Origin of the sequence: Streptomyces sp. MUM 203J (assembly GCF_022414595.1) — a bacterium.
Classification (GTDB): Bacteria; Actinomycetota; Actinomycetes; order Streptomycetales; family Streptomycetaceae; genus Streptomyces.
Window position 1 is genome coordinate 210,920 of sequence record NZ_JADWYO010000002.1, and the last position, 23,745, is coordinate 234,664.

General features: G+C 69.9%; 14 protein-coding genes and 2 rRNA genes. 14 read left to right on the forward strand and 2 right to left on the reverse strand.

Annotated elements, in window-relative coordinates:
• The first annotated feature begins 480 nt into the window (after positions 1 to 480).
• The 3 genes from I3F58_RS02625 (at position 481) to I3F58_RS02635 (ending at position 6,357) form a co-directional block, all read left to right on the forward strand.
• A complete protein-coding gene (locus I3F58_RS02625) occupies positions 481 to 744 on the forward strand; it encodes a WhiB family transcriptional regulator (RefSeq protein ID WP_240106498.1) in 264 nt (87 codons plus the stop codon).
• 331 nt (positions 745 to 1,075) lie between these two features.
• Positions 1,076 to 4,780 carry a glycosyltransferase gene (locus I3F58_RS02630; RefSeq protein WP_240106499.1) on the forward strand — a complete coding sequence of 1,235 codons (3,705 nt, stop codon included), beginning with the start codon at positions 1,076 to 1,078 and terminating at the stop codon, positions 4,778 to 4,780.
• Complete coding sequence (locus tag I3F58_RS02635; protein ID WP_240106500.1) at positions 4,777 to 6,357, forward strand: DUF5719 family protein; 1,581 nt, start codon at positions 4,777 to 4,779, stop codon at positions 6,355 to 6,357. Before I3F58_RS02630 ends, I3F58_RS02635 begins: the two co-directional genes overlap by 4 nt.
• Positions 6,358 to 6,442: 85 nt before the next feature.
• Here I3F58_RS02635 and I3F58_RS02640 read toward each other — a convergent pair whose 3' ends face one another.
• Complete coding sequence (locus tag I3F58_RS02640; protein WP_374207891.1) at positions 6,443 to 6,910, reverse strand: metallopeptidase family protein; 468 nt, start codon at positions 6,908 to 6,910, stop codon at positions 6,443 to 6,445.
• A 386-nt stretch (positions 6,911 to 7,296) separates the two neighbouring features.
• Between I3F58_RS02640 and I3F58_RS02645 the strand changes: the two genes are divergently transcribed.
• The 8 genes from I3F58_RS02645 to I3F58_RS02680 all read left to right on the forward strand — a co-directional run bounded on the left by I3F58_RS02645 (position 7,297) and on the right by I3F58_RS02680 (position 16,865).
• On the forward strand, positions 7,297 to 7,728 hold the full coding sequence (locus tag I3F58_RS02645) for a DUF3499 domain-containing protein (protein ID WP_240106530.1): 432 nt from the start codon (positions 7,297 to 7,299) through the stop codon (positions 7,726 to 7,728).
• Between the two features lie 111 nt (positions 7,729 to 7,839).
• Positions 7,840 to 9,204 carry a phosphomannomutase/phosphoglucomutase gene (locus I3F58_RS02650; RefSeq protein WP_240106501.1) on the forward strand — a complete coding sequence of 455 codons (1,365 nt, stop codon included), beginning with the start codon at positions 7,840 to 7,842 and terminating at the stop codon, positions 9,202 to 9,204.
• A gap of 352 nt (positions 9,205 to 9,556) precedes the next feature.
• Positions 9,557 to 9,739: a Trm112 family protein gene (locus I3F58_RS02655; RefSeq protein WP_240106502.1), complete on the forward strand. Its 183-nt coding sequence runs from the start codon at positions 9,557 to 9,559 to the stop codon at positions 9,737 to 9,739.
• A 125-nt stretch (positions 9,740 to 9,864) separates the two neighbouring features.
• On the forward strand, positions 9,865 to 11,019 hold the full coding sequence (locus tag I3F58_RS02660) for an SIS domain-containing protein (protein WP_240106503.1): 1,155 nt from the start codon (positions 9,865 to 9,867) through the stop codon (positions 11,017 to 11,019).
• A 206-nt stretch (positions 11,020 to 11,225) separates the two neighbouring features.
• On the forward strand, positions 11,226 to 12,404 hold the full coding sequence (manA, locus tag I3F58_RS02665; protein ID WP_240106504.1) for a mannose-6-phosphate isomerase, class I: 1,179 nt from the start codon (positions 11,226 to 11,228) through the stop codon (positions 12,402 to 12,404).
• Between the two features lie 98 nt (positions 12,405 to 12,502).
• Positions 12,503 to 13,417 (forward strand): cation diffusion facilitator family transporter, encoded by a 915-nt coding sequence (locus tag I3F58_RS02670; protein ID WP_240106505.1) that lies wholly within the window; start codon positions 12,503 to 12,505, stop codon positions 13,415 to 13,417.
• Positions 13,418 to 13,660: 243 nt separating this feature from the next.
• Positions 13,661 to 15,118: an adenosylhomocysteinase gene (ahcY, locus tag I3F58_RS02675; RefSeq protein WP_240106506.1), complete on the forward strand. Its 1,458-nt coding sequence runs from the start codon at positions 13,661 to 13,663 to the stop codon at positions 15,116 to 15,118.
• Between the two features lie 1,132 nt (positions 15,119 to 16,250).
• The gene (locus I3F58_RS02680; protein WP_240106507.1) at positions 16,251 to 16,865 is read left to right on the forward strand and encodes a hypothetical protein; all 615 of its coding nucleotides are present in this window, start codon (positions 16,251 to 16,253) and stop codon (positions 16,863 to 16,865) included.
• Positions 16,866 to 16,960: 95 nt separating this feature from the next.
• Here the strand turns inward: I3F58_RS02680 and I3F58_RS02685 are convergent, their stop codons facing one another.
• Positions 16,961 to 17,929, reverse strand: a complete 969-nt coding sequence (locus I3F58_RS02685; RefSeq protein WP_240106508.1) for an RDD family protein — start codon at positions 17,927 to 17,929, stop codon at positions 16,961 to 16,963.
• A gap of 220 nt (positions 17,930 to 18,149) precedes the next feature.
• On the opposite strand from I3F58_RS02685, the gene I3F58_RS02690 reads away from it, so the two are divergent.
• The 3 genes from I3F58_RS02690 to I3F58_RS02700 form a co-directional block, all read left to right on the forward strand.
• A complete protein-coding gene (locus tag I3F58_RS02690; protein WP_240106531.1) occupies positions 18,150 to 19,157 on the forward strand; it encodes a stage II sporulation protein M in 1,008 nt (335 codons plus the stop codon).
• Positions 19,158 to 19,732: 575 nt separating this feature from the next.
• A 16S ribosomal RNA gene (locus I3F58_RS02695) occupies positions 19,733 to 21,261 on the forward strand.
• A 283-nt stretch (positions 21,262 to 21,544) separates the two neighbouring features.
• A 23S ribosomal RNA gene (locus I3F58_RS02700) occupies positions 21,545 to 23,745 on the forward strand; the annotation flags it as partial.

The following is a 23,745-nucleotide window of genomic DNA, read 5'->3' on the forward strand; positions in this document are numbered from 1 at the left end:
GTCGTGGGGCGCGGAGGGCGCTGCGGTCGCTGGCATGCCCACCAAAGTGGCCGACGGCCGTTCCCTCTGTCAACCCGATGCGTGGTTTGGGCTCAATGTTTCATCACATCCGGTTACGTCACCTGAAGAAAGGTTTATGCATCCGCGCTGAAGGGAGGACAGTGGGTCACAGAACCTCGTGACCTGACTGTGATCCGGATCGCTTCACCGTTCCGATTGCAACAAGATCGAGTCCGCGGTCGTCTCTCCCTGCGTGAGGTGCCGCGAGCGCGGACGCCAGGGCCGTGACGGCATGTGTCTCATTTTTGACGATTTGAACACTTTCTGCACGGCCTTGGTTCCGCAGAGTGAATACCGGGCTCAATAGCAGATCTCGGCTTGACTGCCCCGGAGCCTCACACTTGTAATTTCACTCGTGTCGTTCGGCCGAAAACGGAAACGGCGGCATCACGGGGACGTAATGACCGACGAGGGGCGCACATGACCGAGTTGTTCCAGGAACTGCTGGTCGAGAACGCGGACGAAGAACTCGGCTGGCAGGAGCGCGCGTTGTGCGCCCAGACCGACCCCGAGTCGTTCTTCCCCGAGAAGGGCGGCTCCACACGTGAAGCCAAGAAGGTCTGCCTCGCCTGCGAGGTCCGGTCCGAATGCCTCGAATACGCACTCGCGAATGACGAGCGTTTCGGAATCTGGGGTGGTCTCTCCGAACGTGAGCGCCGCCGCCTCAAGAAGGCCGCGGTCTGACTCCGGCCCGACGGCGCCCACGGCGCGGCCGGCTCCGGCCGGTTGTCGGGGGCGCGCTCGGCGGAGCCCGGCATCCGGTTCCCAACCCTGTCGCCGGATATCCCCGGTTGCGGTGATGCGTCCCCTCTCGTGCTGATGTGCGGTGTCTCGTGACGCGCCGGGGCTCGGCCCCGGCCGAGGGGTCCGGGCCAGAGCCCCGTCGTGCGGCGGCAAGTGTTATCCACAGGGCGGCCGACCGCCTCCGTGCCAGCCATTAGTGTGGAGCCCCGTCAGAGACGCTCCGCCGCCCCCGAGCCGGGGGCGCCCCCCTGGCCGGAGGGCCCGTACCCCGATGACCGCCACCACCGCCGCGTTCGGCGCCGCTTCCGCGCCGCAACAGCCCGAGTTCCCCCGGCACGTCGTCACCGCGGTGCTGGTCTCCCACGACGGCGCCCGCTGGCTGCCCGACGCCCTCGCCGGACTCCTCGGCCAGGAGCGCCCCGTCCAGTACGCCGTCGCAGCCGACACCGGCAGTGCCGACGACTCCGCCCGGCTCGTCGGCGAGGCCATCGGAGACGACCGCGTCCTCCACCTCGCCCGCCGCACCGGCTTCGGTGCCGCCGTCGACGAGGCCGCCCGCACCGCGCCCGCCCTCGGCCCCGACGACCTGCCCTACCTGAAGCGGCCCAGCGGCTGGGACCCCGTCAGCCGCACCTGGCGGGACGAGGCATACGACATGCCCGAACTCCCGCACGGCGAACCCGTCCAGTGGCTCTGGCTCCTCCATGACGACTGCGCCCCCGCCCCCGACGCCCTGGCCGAACTCCTCCGCGTCGCGGACTCCGACCCGTACGCAGCCGTCATCGGCCCCAAGCTGCGCGGCTGGTACGACAAGAAGCAGCTCCTCGAAGTCGGCGTCACCATCGCCAACAGCGGACGCCGCTGGACCGGCCTCGACCGCCGCGAACAGGACCAGGGCCAGCACGACCAGATCCGGCCCGTCCTGTCCGTCTCCACCGCCGGCATGCTCGTCCGCCGCGACGTCTACGAGGAACTCGGCGGCTTCGACCGCCGCCTGCCCCTCATGCGCGACGACGTCGACCTGTGCTGGCGCGCCCAGTCCGCCGGCCACCGTGTCCTCGTCGCGCCCGACGCCGTCCTCCGGCACGCCGAAGCGGCCTCCCGCGAGCGCCGCACCGTCGACTGCGCCGGCCGCTCGGTCGCCAACCCGCACCGCGTCGACAAGGCCGGAGCCGTCTACACGCTCCTCACCAACACCCGCGGCCTCGCCCTCCCGTACGTCTTCGTCCGCCTCGTCCTCGGCACCCTCCTGCGCACCCTCGCCTACCTCGTGGGCAAGGCGCCCGTCCAAGCCGTCGACGAGGTCATGGGCCTCTTCGCCGTCCTCCTGCGCCCCGAGCGCGTCATCGCCGCCCGCAGAGCCCGCAGAGCCGCCGCCGACGAGTCCGAGTACGCCGCGGAACCAGGCGAACTCCGGCCCCTCTTCCCCCCACCCGGCGCCACCGTCCGCGCCACCGTCGAACAGATCGCCTCCAACTTCGCGGGCCGCGACACCGACTCCGGCGGCTCCCGCCACGGCGCCGTCGAATCCGGCCCCGGCGGCGACGACGCCGACTACCTGGAGATCGAGCAGTTCGCCCGGCTCAAGAAGATCGCCCGCAAGCCCGGACCGGTCCTCTTCGCCCTGCTCCTCCTCGTGTCCCTCGTCGCCTGCCGCAACCTCTTCGGTGGCGGTTCCCTCGCCGGAGGCACCCTTCTGCCCGTTCCCGACACCGTCGGGGACCTCTGGGGCCGGTACGCCGACGCCTGGCATCCCCTCGGCGCCGGAGGCACCCAGACCGCACCCCCCTACCTGGCGCTCCTCGCCGCCCTCTCCGGACTGTTCCTCGGTTCCCCCGGACTTGCCGTCACCTTCCTGCTGGTCTGCTCCGTCCCGCTCGCCGGCATCACTGCGTACTTCGCCTCCCGCTCTCTCGTCGAATCCCGCCTCCTGCGCGCCTGGGGCGCCATCGCGTACGCGTTCCTGCCTGCGGCCACCGGCGCCCTCGCCACCGGCCGCCTCGGCACCGCCGCCCTGGCCGTCCTGCTGCCGCTCATCGCCCGCGCCGCCGTCTCCGCGTACGGGCTGCGCGACGGCGGACCCGGCGCCCCGCGCGGAAGCTGGCGTGCCACCTGGGCGTACACCCTCCTGCTGACCTTCACGATGGCGTTCACGCCCATCGTGTGGCCGCTCGCCGTCGTCCTCGGTCTCGCCGCGCTCGCCCTGCGCCGCGACGACATCACCGCGTACGGGCTCCGCCTCCTCGCCGTCGCCGGAACGCCGCTGCTGGTCCTCGCCCCCTGGTCCCTGGACCTGCTCACTCACCCGGCCGCCTTCTTCAAGGAAGCCGGAGCCGAACTCGCCACCGGCCCCGCCACCGCCCTCGACCTGCTCGGCATCAGCCCCGGCGGCCCCGGCGCCACCAGCGGACTCGTCCTGCTCGGCATCGTGCTCGCCGCCCTCGGCGCGCTGCTGCGCACCGAGCGCCGGTTGGCCGTCCACACGGCCTGGGCCGTCGCTCTCACCGGGCTCCTCACCGCAGTCCTCACCAACGGCTCCGGCGACGGCGGCACCGGCTGGGCCGGACCCGCCACCCTTGTCTACGGCCTCGCGCTCCTCGCCGCCGCCATGATCGGTGCCGAAGGCGCCCGTACCCGCGTCGCCGCCCAGAGCTTCGGCTGGCGTCAGCCCCTCGCCGCCCTCGTCGCCCTCGCCGCCGCCGTCGGCCCCGGCATCTCGGCCGCGAGCTGGATGATCGGCGGCGCCGACGGCCCCCTGGAACGGCGCGACCCCAGCCAGGTCCCGGCGTTCGTCGCGGAGGAGAGCATCACCCGCGACCAGCCCCGCACCCTCGTCCTCGACGGCCCCTCGGAGGCCAAGGTCGGCTACGCCCTCGTCCGTGGCTCCGGCGCCCGCCTCGGGGACGCCGAACTCACCGCCGCCGGGGGCGGCGACCCCCGCCTCGACAAGGTCGTCTCCCACCTCGTCGCAGGCTCCGGAGCCGACCAGACGGCCGAACTCAGCGGCTTCGCCATCAGGTACGTCCTCGTCCGCGACGGCGCCCCCCGGGCCATGAGCCGTGTCCTCGACGCCACCCCGGGCCTCACCCGGCTCAGCCAGCGTGACGGAAGCGCGCTCTGGCGGGTCGACCGGCAGGTCGCCCGCGTCGTCATCGTCCCCAGCGCCGACGAACGCGCGCAGAGCGCCGCGGAACCACTGCCGGTCGAGTCCGACCCCGTCGAGGCCCACACCGACATCCAGCCCGGCGGCCCCGGCCGCGTCCTGCGCCTCGCCGACCGCGCCGACGAGGGCTGGCGGGCCACCCTCAACGGCGAGCCCCTCACCAGGACCACCGTCGACGACTGGGCACAGGGCTTCGAACTCCCCGCCGAGGGCGGCCGGCTCGACCTCACCTACCAGGCGCCCCTCAGCCACCGGGCCTGGATCTGGGGCCAGTGCGCCCTGGCCGTCGTCCTGCTGGTCCTCGCCCTGCCCGGGCGGCGCCGCACCATCGACGACGACCTGCCCGAGGAGGCCGTCGCCCTGCCTGCCCAGGACACCACCGGCGACAGCCGCCGCGCCCGCCGTCTCCGTGCCGCCGCAGAAGCCGAGGCGGCCGGAGCCACACCGGCCGGGCCCGGGGCGGACGCCGGGGGCGACCCCGGAGACGCGCCCCCCGCGCCGGGGGAGGCGCCGCTCCAGGACGCCGACCCGTACGCCATGACCGGCACGCACGCGTACGGCGACTGGGACGGCGGCCAGACCTACGGCGGCGACCAGACGCACCAGGAGCCGTACGGGCAGCAGTACGCACAGCCGTACGGCCAGCAGGAGCCGTACGGGCAGGCCCCCGGCTACGATCCGTCCGCGTACCAGGACCAGGGGTACCAGGACCAGCAGCAGTACGGGGACCAGCAATACGGCGGCCGGTACGACGCGTACGGCCACGACAACGAGCCGCGTCAGCCGCGTCCCGACGGGAGCAGCCACCAGTGAACCGCAGCACCCTCTCCCTCCTCGCGGCCGCCACCGCCCTCGCCGCCCTGACCGGCGTCGCCGCCATCACCTCCCCGGACACCCCCGCCACGGCGACGCCGGGCACAGCGGCCCCCGCGCGCCTGCCCGTGGAACGCAGCAGCCTGCTCTGCCCGGCACCGAGCTCCTCGGAGGTGGCGGAGACGGCGTACACGTCGTTCACACCGGCCGGGAGCGGCGACAAGAGCACCGGCAAGGCCGAGAAGACCGACAAGGCCGAGCTGAAGCCCTCGGCCCCGTCCCGGGACACGACCGCGGCCGAGGACGACGACAAGCAGGACGGACAACAGGACGAGGAGAAGGAGACCGAGAAGGCGAAGCCGTCGGCCGCCGACAAGGCCGTGCTCACCGCCACCACCCCCGGCACCCCCGTCTCCGCGGAGGCCGACGGCGCCACCGCCCCGGCCCTGATCGGCCTCGCGTCCGGCCGCCTCGCCCCCGGCTGGACCACCCAGCAGACCACCCTCGTCCCGGCGGGCGGCGCCCGCGGCCTGCTCGGCGTGAGCTGCACACCGCCCGACACGGACTTCTGGTTCCCGGGTGTGTCGACCGCCGAGAACCGCCGCGACTACGTCCACCTCACCAACCCCGACGACACCGCCGCCGTCGTCGACATCGAGCTGTACGGCCCCGAGGGCCCCCTCAAGTCCCAGCTCACCGACGGCATCGGCGTCCCGGCCAAGTCCAGCGTGCCGGTCCTGCTGTCCACGCTCACCGCCGACCCGGCTGCCACGAACGTCACCGCGCACGTCACCACCCGCAGCGGACGGGTCGGCGCGGCGGTGCAGTCCGCGGTGGACCAGCTCGGCAGCGACTGGCTCACCGCGTCCACCGACCCGGCCGCCACCCTGGTCCTGCCGGGCATCCCGGCCGACGCCACCTCCGTCCAGCTTGTCGTGTACGCCCCCGGCGAGGACGACGCGGAGATGAAGATCCAGCTCATGGGGCCGACGGGCACGATCACACCGGCCGTGCAGCAGAGCATCCGAGTCAAGTCCGGCATGACGGCAGCCGCCGACCTCAAGGACCTCACCAGCGGGGAGGCGGGATCGCTGCTGCTGTCCCCGGCCCAGGCCGGCCGGTCCACACCGGTCGTCGCGGCCCTGCGGGTGATCCGCGGGGCCGGCGAGAAGCAGGAGGTCGCGTTCGTCCCCGCGACCTCCCCGGTCGGCGAGCGGGGAAGTATCGCGGGCAACACCGCCAAGAACACGACGCTGTTCCTCGCCGCCACCGGCAAGGGCGACGCCGAGGTCAAGGTGACGGCGTCGGCGGGCACTGAGGGCGGAACCCCCGCCACGAAGACGTACACGGTCAAGGGCGGCACCACCCAGGCGGTCACCCCACCGGTCCCGTCCGGCCTGAAGGGCGCCTACGCCCTGACAGTGGAGCCCGCCCCGGGTGCCCAGGTACACGCGGCCCGCATGCTGACCCGGAAGGAGGGCGAGGTCGAGATGTTCACTCTTCAGCCCCTCACCGACGACGGGTCGCACGTGGCGGTCCCCGAGGCCCGCCAGGACCTCACGGTGCTGGACCGCTGAGCCACCGGGGAGACCGCGGCCCGCGAAGGCCCGGTCAGCCGGGCCACCGGGGCCCGGGCGCCGAGCCCCGGACTCGCCGTCCCGTTCAGTCCTCCCCGTACCGGGGGTCCACGGACTCCGGGGCCAGGCCCAGCAGGTCCGCTACCTGCTCCACCACGACCTCGTGCACCAGCAGCGCCCGCTCGCCCTGGCTCTTGGCCCGCAGCTCCACCGGCCGCCGGTAGACGACGACCCGGGCGTGCCGGTCCCGGGTGGCCGGCGACGCGCTGCCCAGCGGCACCGCGTCGTCCACCGACACGGGCACCTCCACCACATGGAAGTCCACGTCGGCCAGCTGCGGCCAGCGCCGCTCCAGCCGCTCCACCGAGTCCCGCACCAGATCGCGGAACGTGTCCGCCCGCGTGGCCGACAGCGGTACCTGCGGAGGCGCGACCGGCCCCCGCATCCCGCGACCGTGGCGGTCCCTGCGGCGTGGCCGCGACTCGGGCGGACGGGGGGTCCCACCAGGCGTTCCGCCTGCGGCGGGCGGGGGAGGCACGGCACTGTCCTTCACCTGACGCAGCGTAGCTCCCTCGGCGGCAGAGCGTTCCCCACCCGCCGCACACCCGGCACGTCCCCGCAGACCGATCACCCCGCCCCTCGCCGGCCCCGTCGCCGCCGCTCGCCCCGTGCCCGCCCCGGCCCCGCTTCTGCGGCATCCGCGCCCTCCTCACGCCCCCGCCTCGAACGCTCCCGACCGACCCGGTTCCAATGCTCTCGTCCCTGACCGGTTCAGCGAGGAAAAATGACTGGATTTATACCCTCCTGTTCCGTCCTGCCTCACCCGCTGTGGTCGTCTCAACCTCCGCCCCTCCCCCTCGCGCCCCCTCCGTCGCAGGTCACCGACGCCGGGCCGAACGCCCCTGTGCGCGACGTCACACCGCGACACGGGCGAGTGACCTGGCGGAGAGTCGTCGCGGCCCGCTCAAGAGTGCGGTACCGTCCAACGTCGTGAGCCCTGTACGTCGCTGTTCGCGCACCGCGTGCGGCCGCCCTGCCGTCGCGACGCTGACGTACGTCTACGCCGACTCGACCGCGGTCCTCGGCCCGCTCGCCACCTACGCCGAACCCCACTGCTACGACCTGTGTGCCGAGCACAGCGAGCGCCTCACCGCGCCCCGTGGCTGGGAGGTCGTCCGGCTCTCCGACGCCTCCGCCCCCTCCCGCCCCAGCGGCGACGACCTGGAAGCCCTCGCCAACGCCGTACGGGAAGCGGCCCGTCCGCAGGAGCGCAAGGCCCAGGCGGGCGGCAAGCCCGGCGGCCGGGGCGGCGACCCGGTCGAGGTGGGCCGCCGCGGTCACCTCCGGGTCCTCCGCTCCCCGGACGCGTAGCACGCGGACCTTTCGGGCCCCTCCCGCCCGCCCCGGGCACTCCGTACGTCCCCTTACACCCACCCGGGTAGGTTGTGTACTCCATACAGGGCTCGCAGGGAGGGTTGATCAGTGGCTGCTGATCTGTCGCAGATCGTCAAGGCGTACGACGTGCGCGGAGTCGTGCCGGATCAGTGGGACGAAGCGCACGCCGAGCTGTTCGGTGCCGCCTTCACCCAGGTCACCGGCGCCGACGCCATCGTCGTCGGACACGACATGCGCCCGTCCTCTCCCGGCCTGTCCGGCGCCTTCGCGCGCGGGGCGGCCGCCCAGGGAGCGGACATCACCGTCATCGGACTGTGCTCCACCGACCAGCTGTACTTCGCCTCCGGCCACCACGGCCTGCCGGGTGCGATGTTCACCGCGTCCCACAACCCCGCCCAGTACAACGGCATCAAGATGTGCCGCGCCGGTGCCGCCCCCATCGGCCAGGACAGCGGCCTCACCGAGATCCGCACGCTCGTCGAGAGCTGGCTGGAGTCCGGCGCCCCGGCCCCCGCCGCCACCTCCGGGACGATCAACCGGGAGGACAGCCTCACCGCCTACGCCGCCCACCTGAAGTCCCTCGTCGACCTCACGTCCGTCCGGCCCCTCAAGGTCGTCGTCGATGCGGGGAACGGCATGGGCGGCCACACCGTCCCCACCGTCTTCGAGGGCCTGCCCCTCACGCTCGTGCCCATGTACTTCGAGCTCGACGGCACCTTCCCCAACCACGAGGCCAACCCGCTCGACCCGGCCAACATCGTGGACCTCCAGGAGCGCGTCCGCGCCGAAGGAGCCGACCTCGGCCTCGCCTTCGACGGCGACGCCGACCGCTGCTTCGTCGTCGACGAGCGCGGCGAACCGGTCTCCCCGTCCGCCATCACCGCCCTGGTCGCCGCCCGCGAACTCGCCAAGCACCCGGGCGGAACGGTCATCCACAACCTGATCACCTCCTCGTCCGTCCCCGAGGTCGTCCGCGAGAACGGCGGCATCCCCGTCCGCACCCGCGTCGGCCACTCCTTCATCAAGGCCGAGATGGCCCGCACCGGCGCAATCTTCGGCGGTGAGCACTCCGCGCACTACTACTTCCGCGACTTCTGGAACGCCGACACCGGCATGCTCGCCGCACTCCACGTCCTCGCCGCCCTCGGCGGCCAGGACGGTCCTCTGTCGTCCCTGGTCTCCTCGTACGACCGCTACGCGGCCTCCGGCGAGATCAACTCGAAGGTGACCGACCAGACCGCCAGCACCACCGCCGTACGCGAGGCGTTCACCGCCCGCGAGGGCGTCACCACCGACGAGATGGACGGCCTCACCATCAGTGGTGAGGGCTGGTGGTTCAACCTCCGCCCGTCCAACACCGAGCCCCTCCTCCGCCTCAACGTGGAGGCCCGCGACGAGGCCACCATGGCCGAGATCCGCGACGAGGTCCTCGGACTGGTCCGCGCCTCCTGATCCGGCCGGCCCACCCGTAGCGGCACGCGCGCGCCGTGAGGACCCGCACCGGCTGCCCGCGTGACCGCACCCGTACGGCACGGGTGAGGCGGTACCGCACGGCCACGCACGCGTAGCACCCGTACCGCCGCACACCCGGGCGTCCGCAGTACCCGCGCACGCCGCGCGTCGACGGGGCGTACGGCCCCGAGCCGCACGCCCCGTCAACCGGCCACCCGCCCGGACAGGTCGGGCCGCGCCCCCGGCGCCCCAGCGGTAGGCTGACGGGGCGCCGGGGCGCGCCGTACCGCCCCCACCCGCACGACCACCCAGCACCACCTCGTCCCAGCCCCGCCCGAAGGGAACCGACCCCATGTCGCTCGAAGCCGGCCTCCTGGAGATCCTCGCCTGCCCGGCCTGCCATGCCCCGCTGAGCGACCACACCGGCGCCGAGACCCCCGAGCTGATCTGCACCGGCGAGGACTGCGGCCTGGCCTACCCGGTCCGCGACGGCATCCCCGTCCTCCTCGTCGACGAGGCCCGCCGCCCGGCCTGACACCCCGGGCCCCGGGGGCGTACACCCGCACCCGTACCGCCATGGCCGGACCGGCACACCGCCGCCCGGAGTGCCGCCACCCGGCGAACCGCCTCACCCAGCCCCGGCGATCGGAGGCCCCACCCATGCTCGACGAGTCACTGCTCGACGCCCCCGAAGCCCTGGCCCGCGCGGACCACCGAGGCCTGCTGCGCGGAGCCGCCGAAGCCGGTGCCCGCGTCCGTACCGCCGCGCGGCACGCCGACGAAGCCGGCATCGGCGCCCTCAGCCCCGAGGGCCGTCCCCGGGCCGTCCTCATCGCCGGACCCGGCACCGCCGCCACCTGCGTGGCCGATCTGGTCACCGCGCTCGCCGGGACCTCCGCGCCCGTCACCCACCTCCACCCCACAGGCGTGGCCCCCGCCGCAGGCGCTCTGCGCTGGGCCCTCCCCGGCTGGGCCGGCTCCCTCGACCTGCTCCTCATCGCCACCACCGACGGCGCCGAACCCGGCCTCGCCCTCCTCGCGCAGCAGGCCTACCGCCGTGGTGTCACCGTCGTCGCCGTCGCTCCCCACCGCGCGCCCCTCACCGAGGCCGTCAACGGCAGTCACGGCCTGCTCGTCCCGCTCGCCACGGCGCCCCACGAGACGTACGAGGAGATCCAGCCGGCCGGACCCGGCGCCCTCTGGGCCCTGTTCACCCCCCTCCTCGCCCTCCTCGACCGCGTCGGCCTGCTCACCGCGCCCGCCGACACCCTGGAGAAGGTCGCGGACCGGCTCGACCGCGCCGCCGAACGCTGCGGCCCCGCCATCGCCACGTACAGCAACCCGGCCAAGACCCTGGCCGCCGAGCTGGCCGACACCCTGCCGCTCATCTGGACCGAGGGCGAGACCGCCGCGCCCGTCGGCCGCCGGTTCGCCGCGGTCATGGCCGAACTCGCCGGCCGGCCCGCCCTCGCCGCCCAGCTGCCCGAGGCCCTGCCCGCCCACGGCGGCCTCCTCGCCGGTGACCTCGCGGCAGGCGCCGACCCCGAGGACTTCTTCCGGGACCGGGTCGAGGACCCGCAGGCCCTGCACGCGCGCGTGGTGCTGCTGCGCGACCGGCCCGCCGACGCCGGAGGGCTCACCGCCGCCCCCGCCGCCCGCGAACTCGCCCTCGGCCACGACACGGCCGTCAGCGAACTGGAACCCGAACCCGGCAGCGAACTCGAAGCCCTCGCGGAACTCCTCGCCGTCACCGACTTCGCAGCCGGCTACCTGACCCTCGCCTCCAGCCCGCTGAACCCCGACAGCACCCGCTGACCAGGCCGACGACCTCTGCAGACGGACCGGACCGGGCGCCCGCCCACCGCCTGACGACAGCCGCCACTCACAGCACCCACAAGCCCGGTCGAGCCCGCACACCTGCGCCGACACTCCCGTCACACCCGGACGCCATCCGGGCGCCACCTCAGAGCAGCACCCTGGCACCAGACCGAGCAGCCGAGAACCAAGGAACACCACACGCCATGGACCGCCTCTCCAACACCGTCCGCCCCTACGCCTGGGGCTCCACGACGGCCATCCCGGAACTGCTCGGCACCACCCCCACCGGCGAGCCCCAGGCCGAGATGTGGATGGGCGCCCACCCCGGCGCACCCTCCCGCGTCACCCGCACCGCCCCGGACGGAACCCCCCGCGAGCAGTCCCTCACCGAGGTCGTCGCCGCGGCCCCCGAACAGGAACTCGGCCCCTCCGCCGTCGCCCGGTTCGGCCCCCGCCTCCCGTTCCTCCTCAAGCTCCTCGCCGCCGCCTCCCCCCTCTCCCTCCAGGTCCACCCCGACCTCGCCCAGGCCCAGCAGGGCTACGCCGCCGAGGAGCAGGCCGGCACCCCCCACCACGCCGCCCACCGCAACTACAAGGACGCCAACCACAAGCCCGAACTCCTCTGCGCCCTCACCCCCTTCGAGGGCCTGTGCGGCTTCCGCGCCCCCGACGAGACCGCGGAACTCCTCGCCGCTCTCGACGTCGACTCCCTCAAGCCGTACGTGGACCTCCTCCACGCCCACCCCGAGGAAGCCGCGCTCCGCGAGGTCCTCACCGCCGTCCTCACCGCCGACCCGGACGCCATGGCCGACACCGTCGCGGACACCGCCGCCGCCTGCGACCGCCTCGGCGGCAGCTATGCCCCGTACGCCGGTCTCGCCCACCACTTCCCCGGCGACCCCGGCGTCATCGCCGCGATGCTCCTCAACCACGTGCGGCTCCAGCCCGGCGAAGCCGTCTTCCTCGGCGCCGGGGTGCCCCACGCGTACATCAGCGGCTTCGGCGTCGAGATCCTCGCCAACTCCGACAACGTCCTGCGCTGCGGTCTCACCCCCAAGCACGTCGACGTCCCCGAGCTCCTCCGCGTCGTCCGCTTCACGCCCGGCGACCCCGGCATCCTGCGCCCCGAGGCCGACGAGACCGGTGAGGAGGTGTACGAGACGCCGATCGACGACTTCCGCCTCTCCCGTTTCGTACGGCCGGAAGGCGCCGCCCCGGCCGACCTCACCGCCCCCGCCGCCCAGATCGTCCTGGCCACCGCGGGCGGCCCCCGCCTCGGAGACCTCCCCCTCACCCCCGGCCAGTCCGTCTACGTCCCCGCCGGGGAGCAGGCACGGCTCTCCGGCTCCGGTACGGTCTTCAGGGCCACGGCCGCCGTCTGACACCGGACGCCGCGCCGCCGCGGCCACAGCACACCAGGCACCGGGTACCAGGGATCAGGTACAGGGCATCAGGCATCAGGGGAAGGGACACGACCCGCATGAGCGCGTCCGGCGGAACCAAGGCGATCGTGGCGGCACTCGCCGCCAACGTCGCCATCGCGGTCAGCAAGTTCGTGGCGTTCGCCTTCAGCGGCTCGTCGTCGATGCTGGCCGAAGGCGTGCACTCGCTGGCCGACTCCGGAAACCAGGGGCTCCTCCTCCTCGGCGGCAAGAAGGCGCAGCGCGAAGCCACCCCCCAGCACCCCTTCGGCTACGGCCGCGAACGCTACATCTACGCCTTCCTCGTCTCCATCGTCCTGTTCTCCGTAGGCGGCATGTTCGCCCTCTACGAGGGCTACGAGAAGATCAGGCACCCGCACGAGATCGAAGCCTGGTACTGGCCGGTCGGCGTCCTCGTCTTCGCGATCGTCGCGGAGGCGTTCTCCTTCCGCACCGCCATCAAGGAGTCCAACTCACTGCGCGGCAAGCAGTCCTGGAAGGAGTTCGTCCGCCACGCCAAGGCCCCCGAACTCCCCGTCGTCCTCCTGGAGGACTTCGGCGCGCTCGTCGGCCTGGTCCTCGCCCTCGGCGGCGTCGGCCTCGCGCTCATCACCGGCAACGGCGTCTGGGACGGCATCGGCACCGCCTGCATCGGCGTCCTGCTGATCCTCATCGCACTCGTCCTCGCCGCCGAGACGAAGTCCCTGCTGCTCGGTGAAGCCGCCGGGGCGACCGAGGTCAAGAAGATCGAGAAGGCTCTGGTCGACGGCGACACCGTCACCGCCATCATCCACATGCGCACGCTCCACCTCGGCCCCGAGGAGCTCCTCGTCGCCGCCAAGATCGCCGTCCAGCACGACGACACCGCCGCCGAGGTCGCCGCCGCCATCGACGCCGCGGAGGCCCGCGTCCGCGACGCCGTCCCCATCGCCCGCGTCATCTACCTGGAACCCGACATCCTCAGGCACGCCTGAAGGCGCACTTGAAGGCATCCGACCCCATCGGTGTAGATTCGGCAGAGACATTCGAAGACAGACGTCGCTGCTGATGGCGGTCGGGCGGTCCGCGGGACCGGCCGAGGGAGAGAGGGCTCCGACGACTGCTCCGCGAGTGCCGAGCATCCGTACGCCGGTACGCCCGTGCGCCTACGCGTGCCCGCCACCGCAGAGCACGCCCACCCTTACCCACCTCGCCACGACAACGAGGAGCAGCTCGCCATGACGACTGTCGAGAACCGTCAGGACTTCAAGGTCGCGGACCTGTCCCTGGCCGAGTTCGGCCGCAAGGAGATCACCCTCGCCGAGCACGAGATGCCCGGCCTGATGGCGATCCGCAAGGAGTACGCCGCCGCCCAGCCGCTGGCAGGCGCCCGCATCACCGGCTCCCTGCACATGACGGTGCAGACCGCCGTCCTGATCGAGACCCTGGTCGCCCTCGGCGCCGAGGTCCGCTGGGCCTCCTGCAACATCTTCTCCACCCAGGACCACGCCGCCGCCGCCATCGCGGTCGGCCCCGACGGCACCCCGGACAACCCGCAGGGCGTCCCGGTCTTCGCCTGGAAGGGCGAGACCCTGGAGGAGTACTGGTGGTGCACCGAGCAGGCCCTGACCTGGCCGAACACCCCCACCGGCGGGCCGAACATGATCTTGGACGACGGCGGTGACGCCACCCTGCTGGTCCACAAGGGCGTCGAGTTCGAGAAGGCCGGCGCCGCTCCGGACCCGTCAACCGCGGACAGCGAGGAATACGGGCACATCCTGCGCCTCCTCAACCGCACCCTGACCGAGGACCCGCAGAAGTGGACCCGCCTCGCCTCCGAGGTCCGCGGTGTCACCGAGGAGACCACCACGGGTGTGCACCGTCTGTACGAGATGCAGCGCGAGGGCACCCTCCTCTTCCCGGCCATCAACGTCAACGACGCCGTCACCAAGTCGAAGTTCGACAACAAGTACGGCTGCCGCCACTCCCTGGTCGACGGCATCAACCGTGCCACGGACGTGCTGATCGGCGGCAAGGTCGCCGTCGTGTGCGGCTACGGAGACGTCGGCAAGGGCTGTGCCGAGTCCCTGCGCGGCCAGGGCGCCCGCGTCATCGTCACCGAGATCGACCCGATCTGCGCCCTGCAGGCCGCGATGGACGGCTACCAGGTCGCCACGCTCGACGATGTCGTCGACCAGGCCGACATCTTCATCACCACGACCGGCAACAAGGACATCATCATGGCCTCCGACATGGCCAAGATGAAGCACCAGGCCATCGTCGGGAACATCGGTCACTTCGACAACGAGATCGACATGGCCGGCCTCGCCGCCGTCCCCGGCATCGTCAAGGACGAGGTCAAGCCGCAGGTCCACACCTGGACCTTCCCCGACGGCAAGAAGATCATCGTGCTGTCCGAGGGCCGTCTGCTGAACCTGGGCAACGCCACCGGCCACCCGTCGTTCGTCATGTCCAACTCGTTCGCGGACCAGACCCTGGCCCAGATCGAGCTGTTCACGAAGCCGGAGCAGTACCCGACGGATGTGTACGTGCTGCCCAAGCACCTCGACGAGAAGGTCGCCCGCCTCCACCTGGAGTCCCTCGGCGTGAAGCTGACCACCCTCCGCCCCGAGCAGGCCGAGTACATCGGCGTCGAGGTCGAAGGCCCCTACAAGCCCGACCACTACCGCTACTGACACCTGCCCCGCCCGGCCTGTCTCCCACCAGCAGGCCGGGCGGCGACCGGGCCCCGACCCGCCACCCCGCACGAGGTACACACCTTCCCCCGGGCCCCCGGGGAGGCCCGGCCGAGCGGCACTCCGGCCAACCGTCACAGCGCCCCGGCCACGGCGGTGCCCGGGCCGCATCGCCACGGCGGCACACCGACCGGCTATGGCCCCCGGTCGGCCCGGTGGGTGCCACCTGGCCCGGACGGTCCACTGGCGCGGGTGACCGCGTGACCCGCGCTCTCGCCCCGGCCACCGTCCAGACCGGCCACAGGCCGCAGGGGGCCAGCCAGGGGCCGTGGGGCTTCCGACTCCGCCGGGACGGTGCCCGGCAGTCCCCTCCCGCCCAAGGTGGCCGACGTGAAACGGCCCGTACCGCCGCCGCGGCGTCGCCTGGCAGCGCCAGCAACCCGCCACCGGGCGCGCCCAGCACAGGCCCAGGGCACCCACCGGATCAGTCGCCGGGCAACGCAGTCCCACGGCAGTCCGGCGACCACGCTGCTCCCGGGCGGCAGCGGCGGACGGCAGCCCGGCGGCCCGAAAACCGCGGAGAGCTCCGGCCGGTCGGTACCCGCCGGCGAAGGCAACGCGGCAGCGGCGCCCGACGAACTGGGCAACGGGCAGTCGGCAGGTGCCCACCGGCGTTCGAAACCCGCAGCCGAGCCGATGAACACCGCCAGGCAAGCAGGCAGACCCCCGCACCCCCGTGACGGGGGCCTGCCCGGTCACCCGGCATACCGCCAACGGCCCACCGACGTCCCGCACCGCACCCGGCCTACGGCCCGGGCACAACGCCGTCGGCCGCAGCACCGGCGGCCTCCGACGGCCGCCCGACACCCGCTGCCGCGGACCCGCGTGGTCCCGCCGGCGCTCACCGCGAGCCGTCTGCCCACCACCGGCCGGTCCGCCCTCGGTGCCGTACAGACGTCTCGGCCCCCTGGGTCGATCCGTACGACCGTACGACCTGTCGGCGACAGACCGTGCCAGGCCATCAGCCCGTCCACAACCCGACCCGCGGTCCGCCCCCGGCCCGACCCGGTTACTGTCGGCGCAGGACCGGCACCGGTCCCGCACACCACCCGGACCAAGCCCCCGAGGACCTATGCCGCGCGGCCGCTATTCCCTCCACGATCCGCACGATCACACCCCCCTGGGAGAAGAGCACTTCCACTGCGCACCCGGCCCTACCGGCTGGCGCTATGTCTCTCAGATCACCACCCCCTCCGGCGACCACACCGGCTCCGTCGACCTCACTCTGGACGACCTCGGCCGCCCCATCCGACTGGAACTCCACACCGGCGGCTGGCAGGTCCGCGGCGCTGCCCTCGAAGGCGTCACCTGGGTTCGCAGCGACCCCACCGGCAGCGAAGCCGTCGAAGGCAACGTGCCCGCCCACGCCTTCACCGGCAGATCCCCGGCATTCCTCGTCGCGACATCCCGGCTCCTGCGTCTCACCCCCCATTCCGGCGCGACCCGCGTCCGCCTGGTGGCCTTCACGGACCCGGTCCTCGCGCCCTTCACCGTCGACCAGTCCTGGTCACTGGTGAACAGTGAAGCGCACACCACTGACAACGGCCCCCTCCGTGTGGACGAGTACCAGGTGACAGCTCTGGACACCGGCGAACGGCACACCGTCCACATCGCCGGAGATGTGGTCCTCGCAGCCCCCGGCATGGAGCTGGAAGACCTCCAGACCCCGCCTTCCGCCTTCTCCTGAGGCCGGCGACTCCCGTCGACGCCCCGGTGCCAGGCCCGAAGGGGCCCCGGCTCCCCGGACCGGATCATCATCAGCCCAGGTTCCGTGACCGCCGTTCAGGCAGGCGGAGCGAACCCGCCGGCAGGCGTCTGCGCCTGCGCCTTCCCCTCACCCCGTACGCCCCCCTCACCCGAGGCGGCCCGGGACACCGGAGCTCCCCCCATCCCACCAGGAGGGACGAACCCCGACCCGGATCCCGCGACCCCTTCGATCCCCGCGGCCCCCACAACCGCACCCCTCACAGCCTCGGCTCCCTCTCCGGCCGTCCCTGAAACCGGGACGGCGGCCACCCGCCGGGCATCCCGCGTCTGCCGCTCGTGCAGGACACCTGCCAGATACGCGGCGGCCGGCACCCCGGCCGGCGCCGGCGTGCCCGTCCGCGCGACCAGCTCATCAGCCAGGCGTTCGGCCAGACCACGCCCGGCCTCCGGGTCCAGCTGTCCCATCCGTGTCAGGTACTGCCGGACGCCCAGCCACAGCTCATCCGGCACCGCCGACAGATCCAACTGGGCGAACCGTCCCACCAGCCACGCCGGAGGCGGAGGTACCGCCGTCACCCGAGCCGCCGGAACCCGCTCCCGCACGACCAGCGTTCCCGCGAACACATCACCGACCCGTCGCCCCTGTGCCGACACCAGCGATGCGAAACAGGCGATCACACCGAACGTCATAAGGATCTCCACGAGCCCGATCAGCCCCCGCACCAGCGCGTGCCGGAACCGGATCGGCCCCCCGTCGTCCCGCACCACCCGCAACCCGCACACCAGTTTTCCCACCGAGCGCCCATGGCTCAGCGTCTCGACCGCGATCGGTCCCCCGATCAGGATCAGCACATAGCTCGCGATCGACACCGCCATCGCCGCCGCCTCGTCCAGCGAAGCCGTCGCGAAGGCCATGCCGATCGACACGAGCAGGAACACGGTCCACACGATCAGCAGGTCGATGAACACCGCGAGTGCCCGACTGGGCAGCCGCGCCGCCCGTATCCCCAGGACGACCGCATCCCCCGTCACGACCTCACTCACCGCGCCCACCCCTCCGCTCCGTCGGCCGACTTGGTCCAACCCCTCCGAACGCCAGTCTGCCAAGCTGTCCGACAGCCCGCCGCAGCAGGCGCAGAACAGGCAGCACCAGGACGAGCGTCCGGCGGGGAGCAGCAGTACGTACCACGCACATGACGAGAAGACCGAACACCGCGTGAACCACGCGGACCATACGGACCCCGGCCAGGAGCAACAGCGGATCATGGACCTCGACGTCTACGTCAACGCCCACCAAGCCGAGTGGGACCGCCTCGACCACCTCCTGCGCCGTGGCCGCCGCCTCACCGGCGCCGAAGCGGACGAACTCGTCTCCCTGTACCAGCGCACCGCGACGCACCTCTCCGTGATCCAGTCGACCGCTCCCGACCCGGCACTCACCGCCCGTCTCACCCAACTCGTCGCCCGCGCCCGAGCTGCCGTCACCGGTATCCGCCGCGCCACATGGCGCGATGTGACTCACTTCCTCAGCGTCGGCTTCCCTGCCGCGGTCTACCGCTCACGCCACTGGTGGATCCCCACCGCAGTACTCTCCACCCTCGTCGCGGCGATCATCGGCTGGTGGATCGGCACTCACCCCGAGGTGCAGTCCGCCATCGCCGCCCCGGACGCACTCCGAGAGATGACTCGCCCCGGCGGCCAGTACGAGACCTACTACTCCAGCAACCCGGCGACCTCCTTCGCCGCGCAGGTATGGACGAACAACGCCCGCGCAGCCGCCCTCTGCCTGGCTCTCGGCGCCTTTCTCGGCGTGCCCGTGCTCTGGGTGCTGCTCCTCAACATGCTGAACCTCGGCATAGGCCTGGGCCTGATGGCCTCCGTGGGGCGCCTGGACACCTTCCTGGGTCTGGTCCTGCCGCACGGTCTGCTGGAACTGACCGCCGTCTTCGTCGCTGCCGGTACGGGCCTACGGCTCGGCTGGACCCTCATCGACCCGGGGCCACAGACCCGCCGCGCCGCCCTCGCCCAGCGTGGCCGCGCCGCCATCGGCATGGCGATCGGTCTGGCCCTGGTCCTCTTCGTGGCCGGAGTGATCGAGGGCTTCGTGACCCCGTCCGACCTCCCCACCTGGGCCCGCATCTCCATCGGCGTCCTGGCCGAGCTCGCTTTCCTCCTGTATGTGTACGTGCTCGGCGGCCGAGCGGCCCGGGCCGGCGAGACGGGCGACATCGACGCCCCCGACCGCAGCGCCGATCTGCCTACCGCCGCCTGATGTGCGCAGCGCCTCTGAGAGCTGCTACTGTTCTCTTCGCCCGCAAAACCCGTTGACACGGGGGATGCGGGGAGGTAGATTTTAACGGTTGCGTGGAACTGGACAGGTTCCGCAACAACAGTTAGTGTCTCTCTCGCTCCCGAGTGAAGTCGCCGCGATGCGGTCGACGGTCTCTCGGAGCCGATGATTCCTCCATTCGGATCGCGAAGCCGAGAAACTCGGCCGAAAAGAATCTGATAAAGTCGAATCAAGCCGAAAGGCAAAGGCCCTCCAACGGCCACCGGAAACGGAATCCGAACCGGAAACGGAACGGAAAAAGGATCTGGTAAGGTTGGAAACACCGAAGGGAAGCGCCCGGAGGAAAGCCTGAGAGAGTCTCTCGGGTGAGTACGAAGGAAGCGTCCGTTCCTTGAGAACTCAACAGCGTGCCAAAAGTCAACGCCAGATATGTTGATAACCCCGTCTCTCTGAGACGAGGTTCCTTTGAAAAACACAGCGAGGACGCTGTGAACATCGGGACTATTCCTCCCGATGTTCCGCTCAACGCGAGTGTGCAACCGGATTACCGGTAAACATTCACGGAGAGTTTGATCCTGGCTCAGGACGAACGCTGGCGGCGTGCTTAACACATGCAAGTCGAACGATGAACCTGCTTCGGCGGGGGATTAGTGGCGAACGGGTGAGTAACACGTGGGCAATCTGCCCTGCACTCTGGGACAAGCCCTGGAAACGGGGTCTAATACCGGATACGACCACTTCAGGCATCTGATGGTGGTGGAAAGCTCCGGCGGTGCAGGATGAGCCCGCGGCCTATCAGCTTGTTGGTGAGGTAACGGCTCACCAAGGCGACGACGGGTAGCCGGCCTGAGAGGGCGACCGGCCACACTGGGACTGAGACACGGCCCAGACTCCTACGGGAGGCAGCAGTGGGGAATATTGCACAATGGGCGAAAGCCTGATGCAGCGACGCCGCGTGAGGGATGACGGCCTTCGGGTTGTAAACCTCTTTCAGCAGGGAAGAAGCGAAAGTGACGGTACCTGCAGAAGAAGCGCCGGCTAACTACGTGCCAGCAGCCGCGGTAATACGTAGGGCGCAAGCGTTGTCCGGAATTATTGGGCGTAAAGAGCTCGTAGGCGGCCTGTCGCGTCGGTTGTGAAAGCCCGGGGCTTAACCCCGGGTCTGCAGTCGATACGGGCAGGCTAGAGTTCGGTAGGGGAGATCGGAATTCCTGGTGTAGCGGTGAAATGCGCAGATATCAGGAGGAACACCGGTGGCGAAGGCGGATCTCTGGGCCGATACTGACGCTGAGGAGCGAAAGCGTGGGGAGCGAACAGGATTAGATACCCTGGTAGTCCACGCCGTAAACGTTGGGCACTAGGTGTGGGCGACATTCCACGTCGTCCGTGCCGCAGCTAACGCATTAAGTGCCCCGCCTGGGGAGTACGGCCGCAAGGCTAAAACTCAAAGGAATTGACGGGGGCCCGCACAAGCGGCGGAGCATGTGGCTTAATTCGACGCAACGCGAAGAACCTTACCAAGGCTTGACATACACCGGAAACGGCCAGAGATGGTCGCCCCCTTGTGGTCGGTGTACAGGTGGTGCATGGCTGTCGTCAGCTCGTGTCGTGAGATGTTGGGTTAAGTCCCGCAACGAGCGCAACCCTTGTCCCGTGTTGCCAGCAACTCTTCGGAGGTTGGGGACTCACGGGAGACCGCCGGGGTCAACTCGGAGGAAGGTGGGGACGACGTCAAGTCATCATGCCCCTTATGTCTTGGGCTGCACACGTGCTACAATGGCCGGTACAATGAGCTGCGATACCGTGAGGTGGAGCGAATCTCAAAAAGCCGGTCTCAGTTCGGATTGGGGTCTGCAACTCGACCCCATGAAGTCGGAGTCGCTAGTAATCGCAGATCAGCATTGCTGCGGTGAATACGTTCCCGGGCCTTGTACACACCGCCCGTCACGTCACGAAAGTCGGTAACACCCGAAGCCGGTGGCCCAACCCCCTTGTGGGGAGGGAGCTGTCGAAGGTGGGACTGGCGATTGGGACGAAGTCGTAACAAGGTAGCCGTACCGGAAGGTGCGGCTGGATCACCTCCTTTCTAAGGAGCACATAGCCGACTGCGAGCGAATGACTCGCACGGTTGCTCATGGGTGGAACGTTGACTACTCGGCACGATCTTCTTGGATGGACCGCTAGTACTGCTTCGGCGTGGAAAACGGATCACATGCGAGGGGTCGGGCCGGGCACGCTGTTGGGTGTCTGAGGGTGCGAGCGCTGCTCGCCCTTCGGTACGCCGGCCCCGGTGTTCTCGCTGCGTTTGTGGCGGGGTGACGGGTGGCTGGTCGTTGCTTGAGAACTGCACAGTGGACGCGAGCATCTGTGGCCAAGTTTTTAAGGGCGCACGGTGGATGCCTTGGCACCAGGAACCGATGAAGGACGTGGGAGGCCGCGATAGGCCCCGGGGAGCTGTCAACCGAGCTTTGATCCGGGGGTGTCCGAATGGGGAAACCCGGCAGTCGTCATGGGCTGTCACCCGCTGCTGAACACATAGGCAGTGTGGAGGGAACGCGGGGAAGTGAAACATCTCAGTACCCGCAGGAAGAGAAAACAACCGTGATTCCGGGAGTAGTGGCGAGCGAAACTGGATGAGGCCAAACCGTATGTGTGTGATACCCGGCAGGGGTTGCGCATGCGGGGTTGTGGGATCTCTCTTCTGTCGTCTGCCGGCGACAGGACGAGTCAGAAACCGTTGATGTAGGCGAAGGACATGCGAAAGGTCCGGCGTAGAGGGTAAGACCCCCGTAGCTGAAACATCGGCGGCTTGTTTGAGAGACACCCAAGTAGCACGGGGCCCGAGAAATCCCGTGTGAATCTGGCGGGACCACCCGCTAAGCCTAAATATTCCCTGGTGACCGATAGCGGATAGTACCGTGAGGGAATGGTGAAAAGTACCGCGGGAGCGGAGTGAAATAGTACCTGAAACCGTGTGCCTACAAGCCGTGGGAGCGTCGCGCAAGGACTTGTCCTTGCGTCGTGACTGCGTGCCTTTTGAAGAATGAGCCTGCGAGTTTGCGGTGTGTTGCGAGGTTAACCCGTGTGGGGTAGCCGTAGCGAAAGCGAGTCCGAACAGGGCGGTTGAGTAGCACGCTCAAGACCCGAAGCGGAGTGATCTAGCCATGGGCAGGTTGAAGCGGAGGTAAGACTTCGTGGAGGACCGAACCCACCAGGGTTGAAAACCTGGGGGATGACCTGTGGTTAGGGGTGAAAGGCCAATCAAACTCCGTGATAGCTGGTTCTCCCCGAAATGCATTTAGGTGCAGCGTCGTGTGTTTCTTGCCGGAGGTAGAGCACTGGATAGGCGATGGGCCCTACCGGGTTACTGACCTTAGCCAAACTCCGAATGCCGGTAAGTGAGAGCGCGGCAGTGAGACTGTGGGGGATAAGCTCCATGGTCGAGAGGGAAACAGCCCAGAGCATCGACTAAGGCCCCTAAGCGTACGCTAAGTGGGAAAGGATGTGGAGTCGCAGAGACAACCAGGAGGTTGGCTTAGAAGCAGCCACCCTTGAAAGAGTGCGTAATAGCTCACTGGTCAAGTGATTCCGCGCCGACAATGTAGCGGGGCTCAAGCGTACCGCCGAAGTCGTGTCATTGCAGTACATACCTCTAACGGGGACTGTGATGGGTAGGGGAGCGTCGTGTGCCGGGTGAAGCAGCACCGGAAGGTAGTTGTGGACGGTTCACGAGTGAGAATGCAGGCATGAGTAGCGATACACACGTGAGAAACGTGTGCGCCGATTGACTAAGGGTTCCTGGGTCAAGCTGATCTGCCCAGGGTAAGTCGGGACCTAAGGCGAGGCCGACAGGCGTAGTCGATGGACAACCGGTTGATATTCCGGTACCCGCTTTGAAACGCCCAGTATCGAGCCCATTAATGCTAAGGCCGTGAAGCCGCCCTGGATCCTTCGGGTGAAGGGGAGTGGTGGAGCCGCCGACCCAAGGTGGTAGTAGGTAAGCGATGGGGTGACGCAGGAAGGTAGTCCAGCCCGGGCGGTGGTTGTCCCGGGGTAAGGGTGTAGCCCGAGAGATAGGCAAATCCGTCTCTCATGAGGGTGAGACCTGATGCCGAGCCGATTGTGGTGAAGTGGATGATCCTATGCTGTCGAGAAAAGCCTCTAGCGAGTTTCATGGCGGCCCGTACCCTAAACCGACTCAGGTGGTCAGGTAGAGAATACCGAGGCGTTCGGGTGAACTATGGTTAAGGAACTCGGCAAAATGCCCCCGTAACTTCGGGAGAAGGGGGGCCACATCCGGTGAACACTCTTGCAGTGGGAGCTGGGGGTGGCCGCAGAGACCAGCGAGAAGCGACTGTTTACTAAAAACACAGGTCCGTGCGAAGCCGTAAGGCGATGTATACGGACTGACGCCTGCCCGGTGCTGGAACGTTAAGGGGACCGGTTAGCTCCATTTCGGTGGGGCGAAGCTGAGAACTTAAGCGCCAGTAAACGGCGGTGGTAACTATAACCATCCTAAGGTAGCGAAATTCCTTGTCGGGTAAGTTCCGACCTGCACGAATGGCGTAAC

Excerpts from the sequence above, each read along its gene's own strand:
- I3F58_RS02630 (WP_240106499.1), top strand. The coding sequence starts at position 1,076 with ATGACCGCCACCACCGCCGCGTTCGGCGCCGCTTCCGCGCCGCAACAG.
- I3F58_RS02655 (WP_240106502.1), top strand. The coding sequence starts at position 9,557 with ATGTCGCTCGAAGCCGGCCTCCTGGAGATCCTCGCCTGCCCGGCCTGC.
- ahcY (WP_240106506.1), top strand. The coding sequence starts at position 13,661 with ATGACGACTGTCGAGAACCGTCAGGACTTCAAGGTCGCGGACCTGTCC.
- I3F58_RS02625 (WP_240106498.1), top strand. The coding sequence starts at position 481 with ATGACCGAGTTGTTCCAGGAACTGCTGGTCGAGAACGCGGACGAAGAA.
- I3F58_RS02670 (WP_240106505.1), top strand. The coding sequence starts at position 12,503 with ATGAGCGCGTCCGGCGGAACCAAGGCGATCGTGGCGGCACTCGCCGCC.
- I3F58_RS02690 (WP_240106531.1), top strand. The coding sequence starts at position 18,150 with ATGGACCTCGACGTCTACGTCAACGCCCACCAAGCCGAGTGGGACCGC.
- I3F58_RS02680 (WP_240106507.1), top strand. The coding sequence starts at position 16,251 with ATGCCGCGCGGCCGCTATTCCCTCCACGATCCGCACGATCACACCCCC.
- manA (WP_240106504.1), top strand. The coding sequence starts at position 11,226 with ATGGACCGCCTCTCCAACACCGTCCGCCCCTACGCCTGGGGCTCCACG.
- I3F58_RS02660 (WP_240106503.1), top strand. The coding sequence starts at position 9,865 with ATGCTCGACGAGTCACTGCTCGACGCCCCCGAAGCCCTGGCCCGCGCG.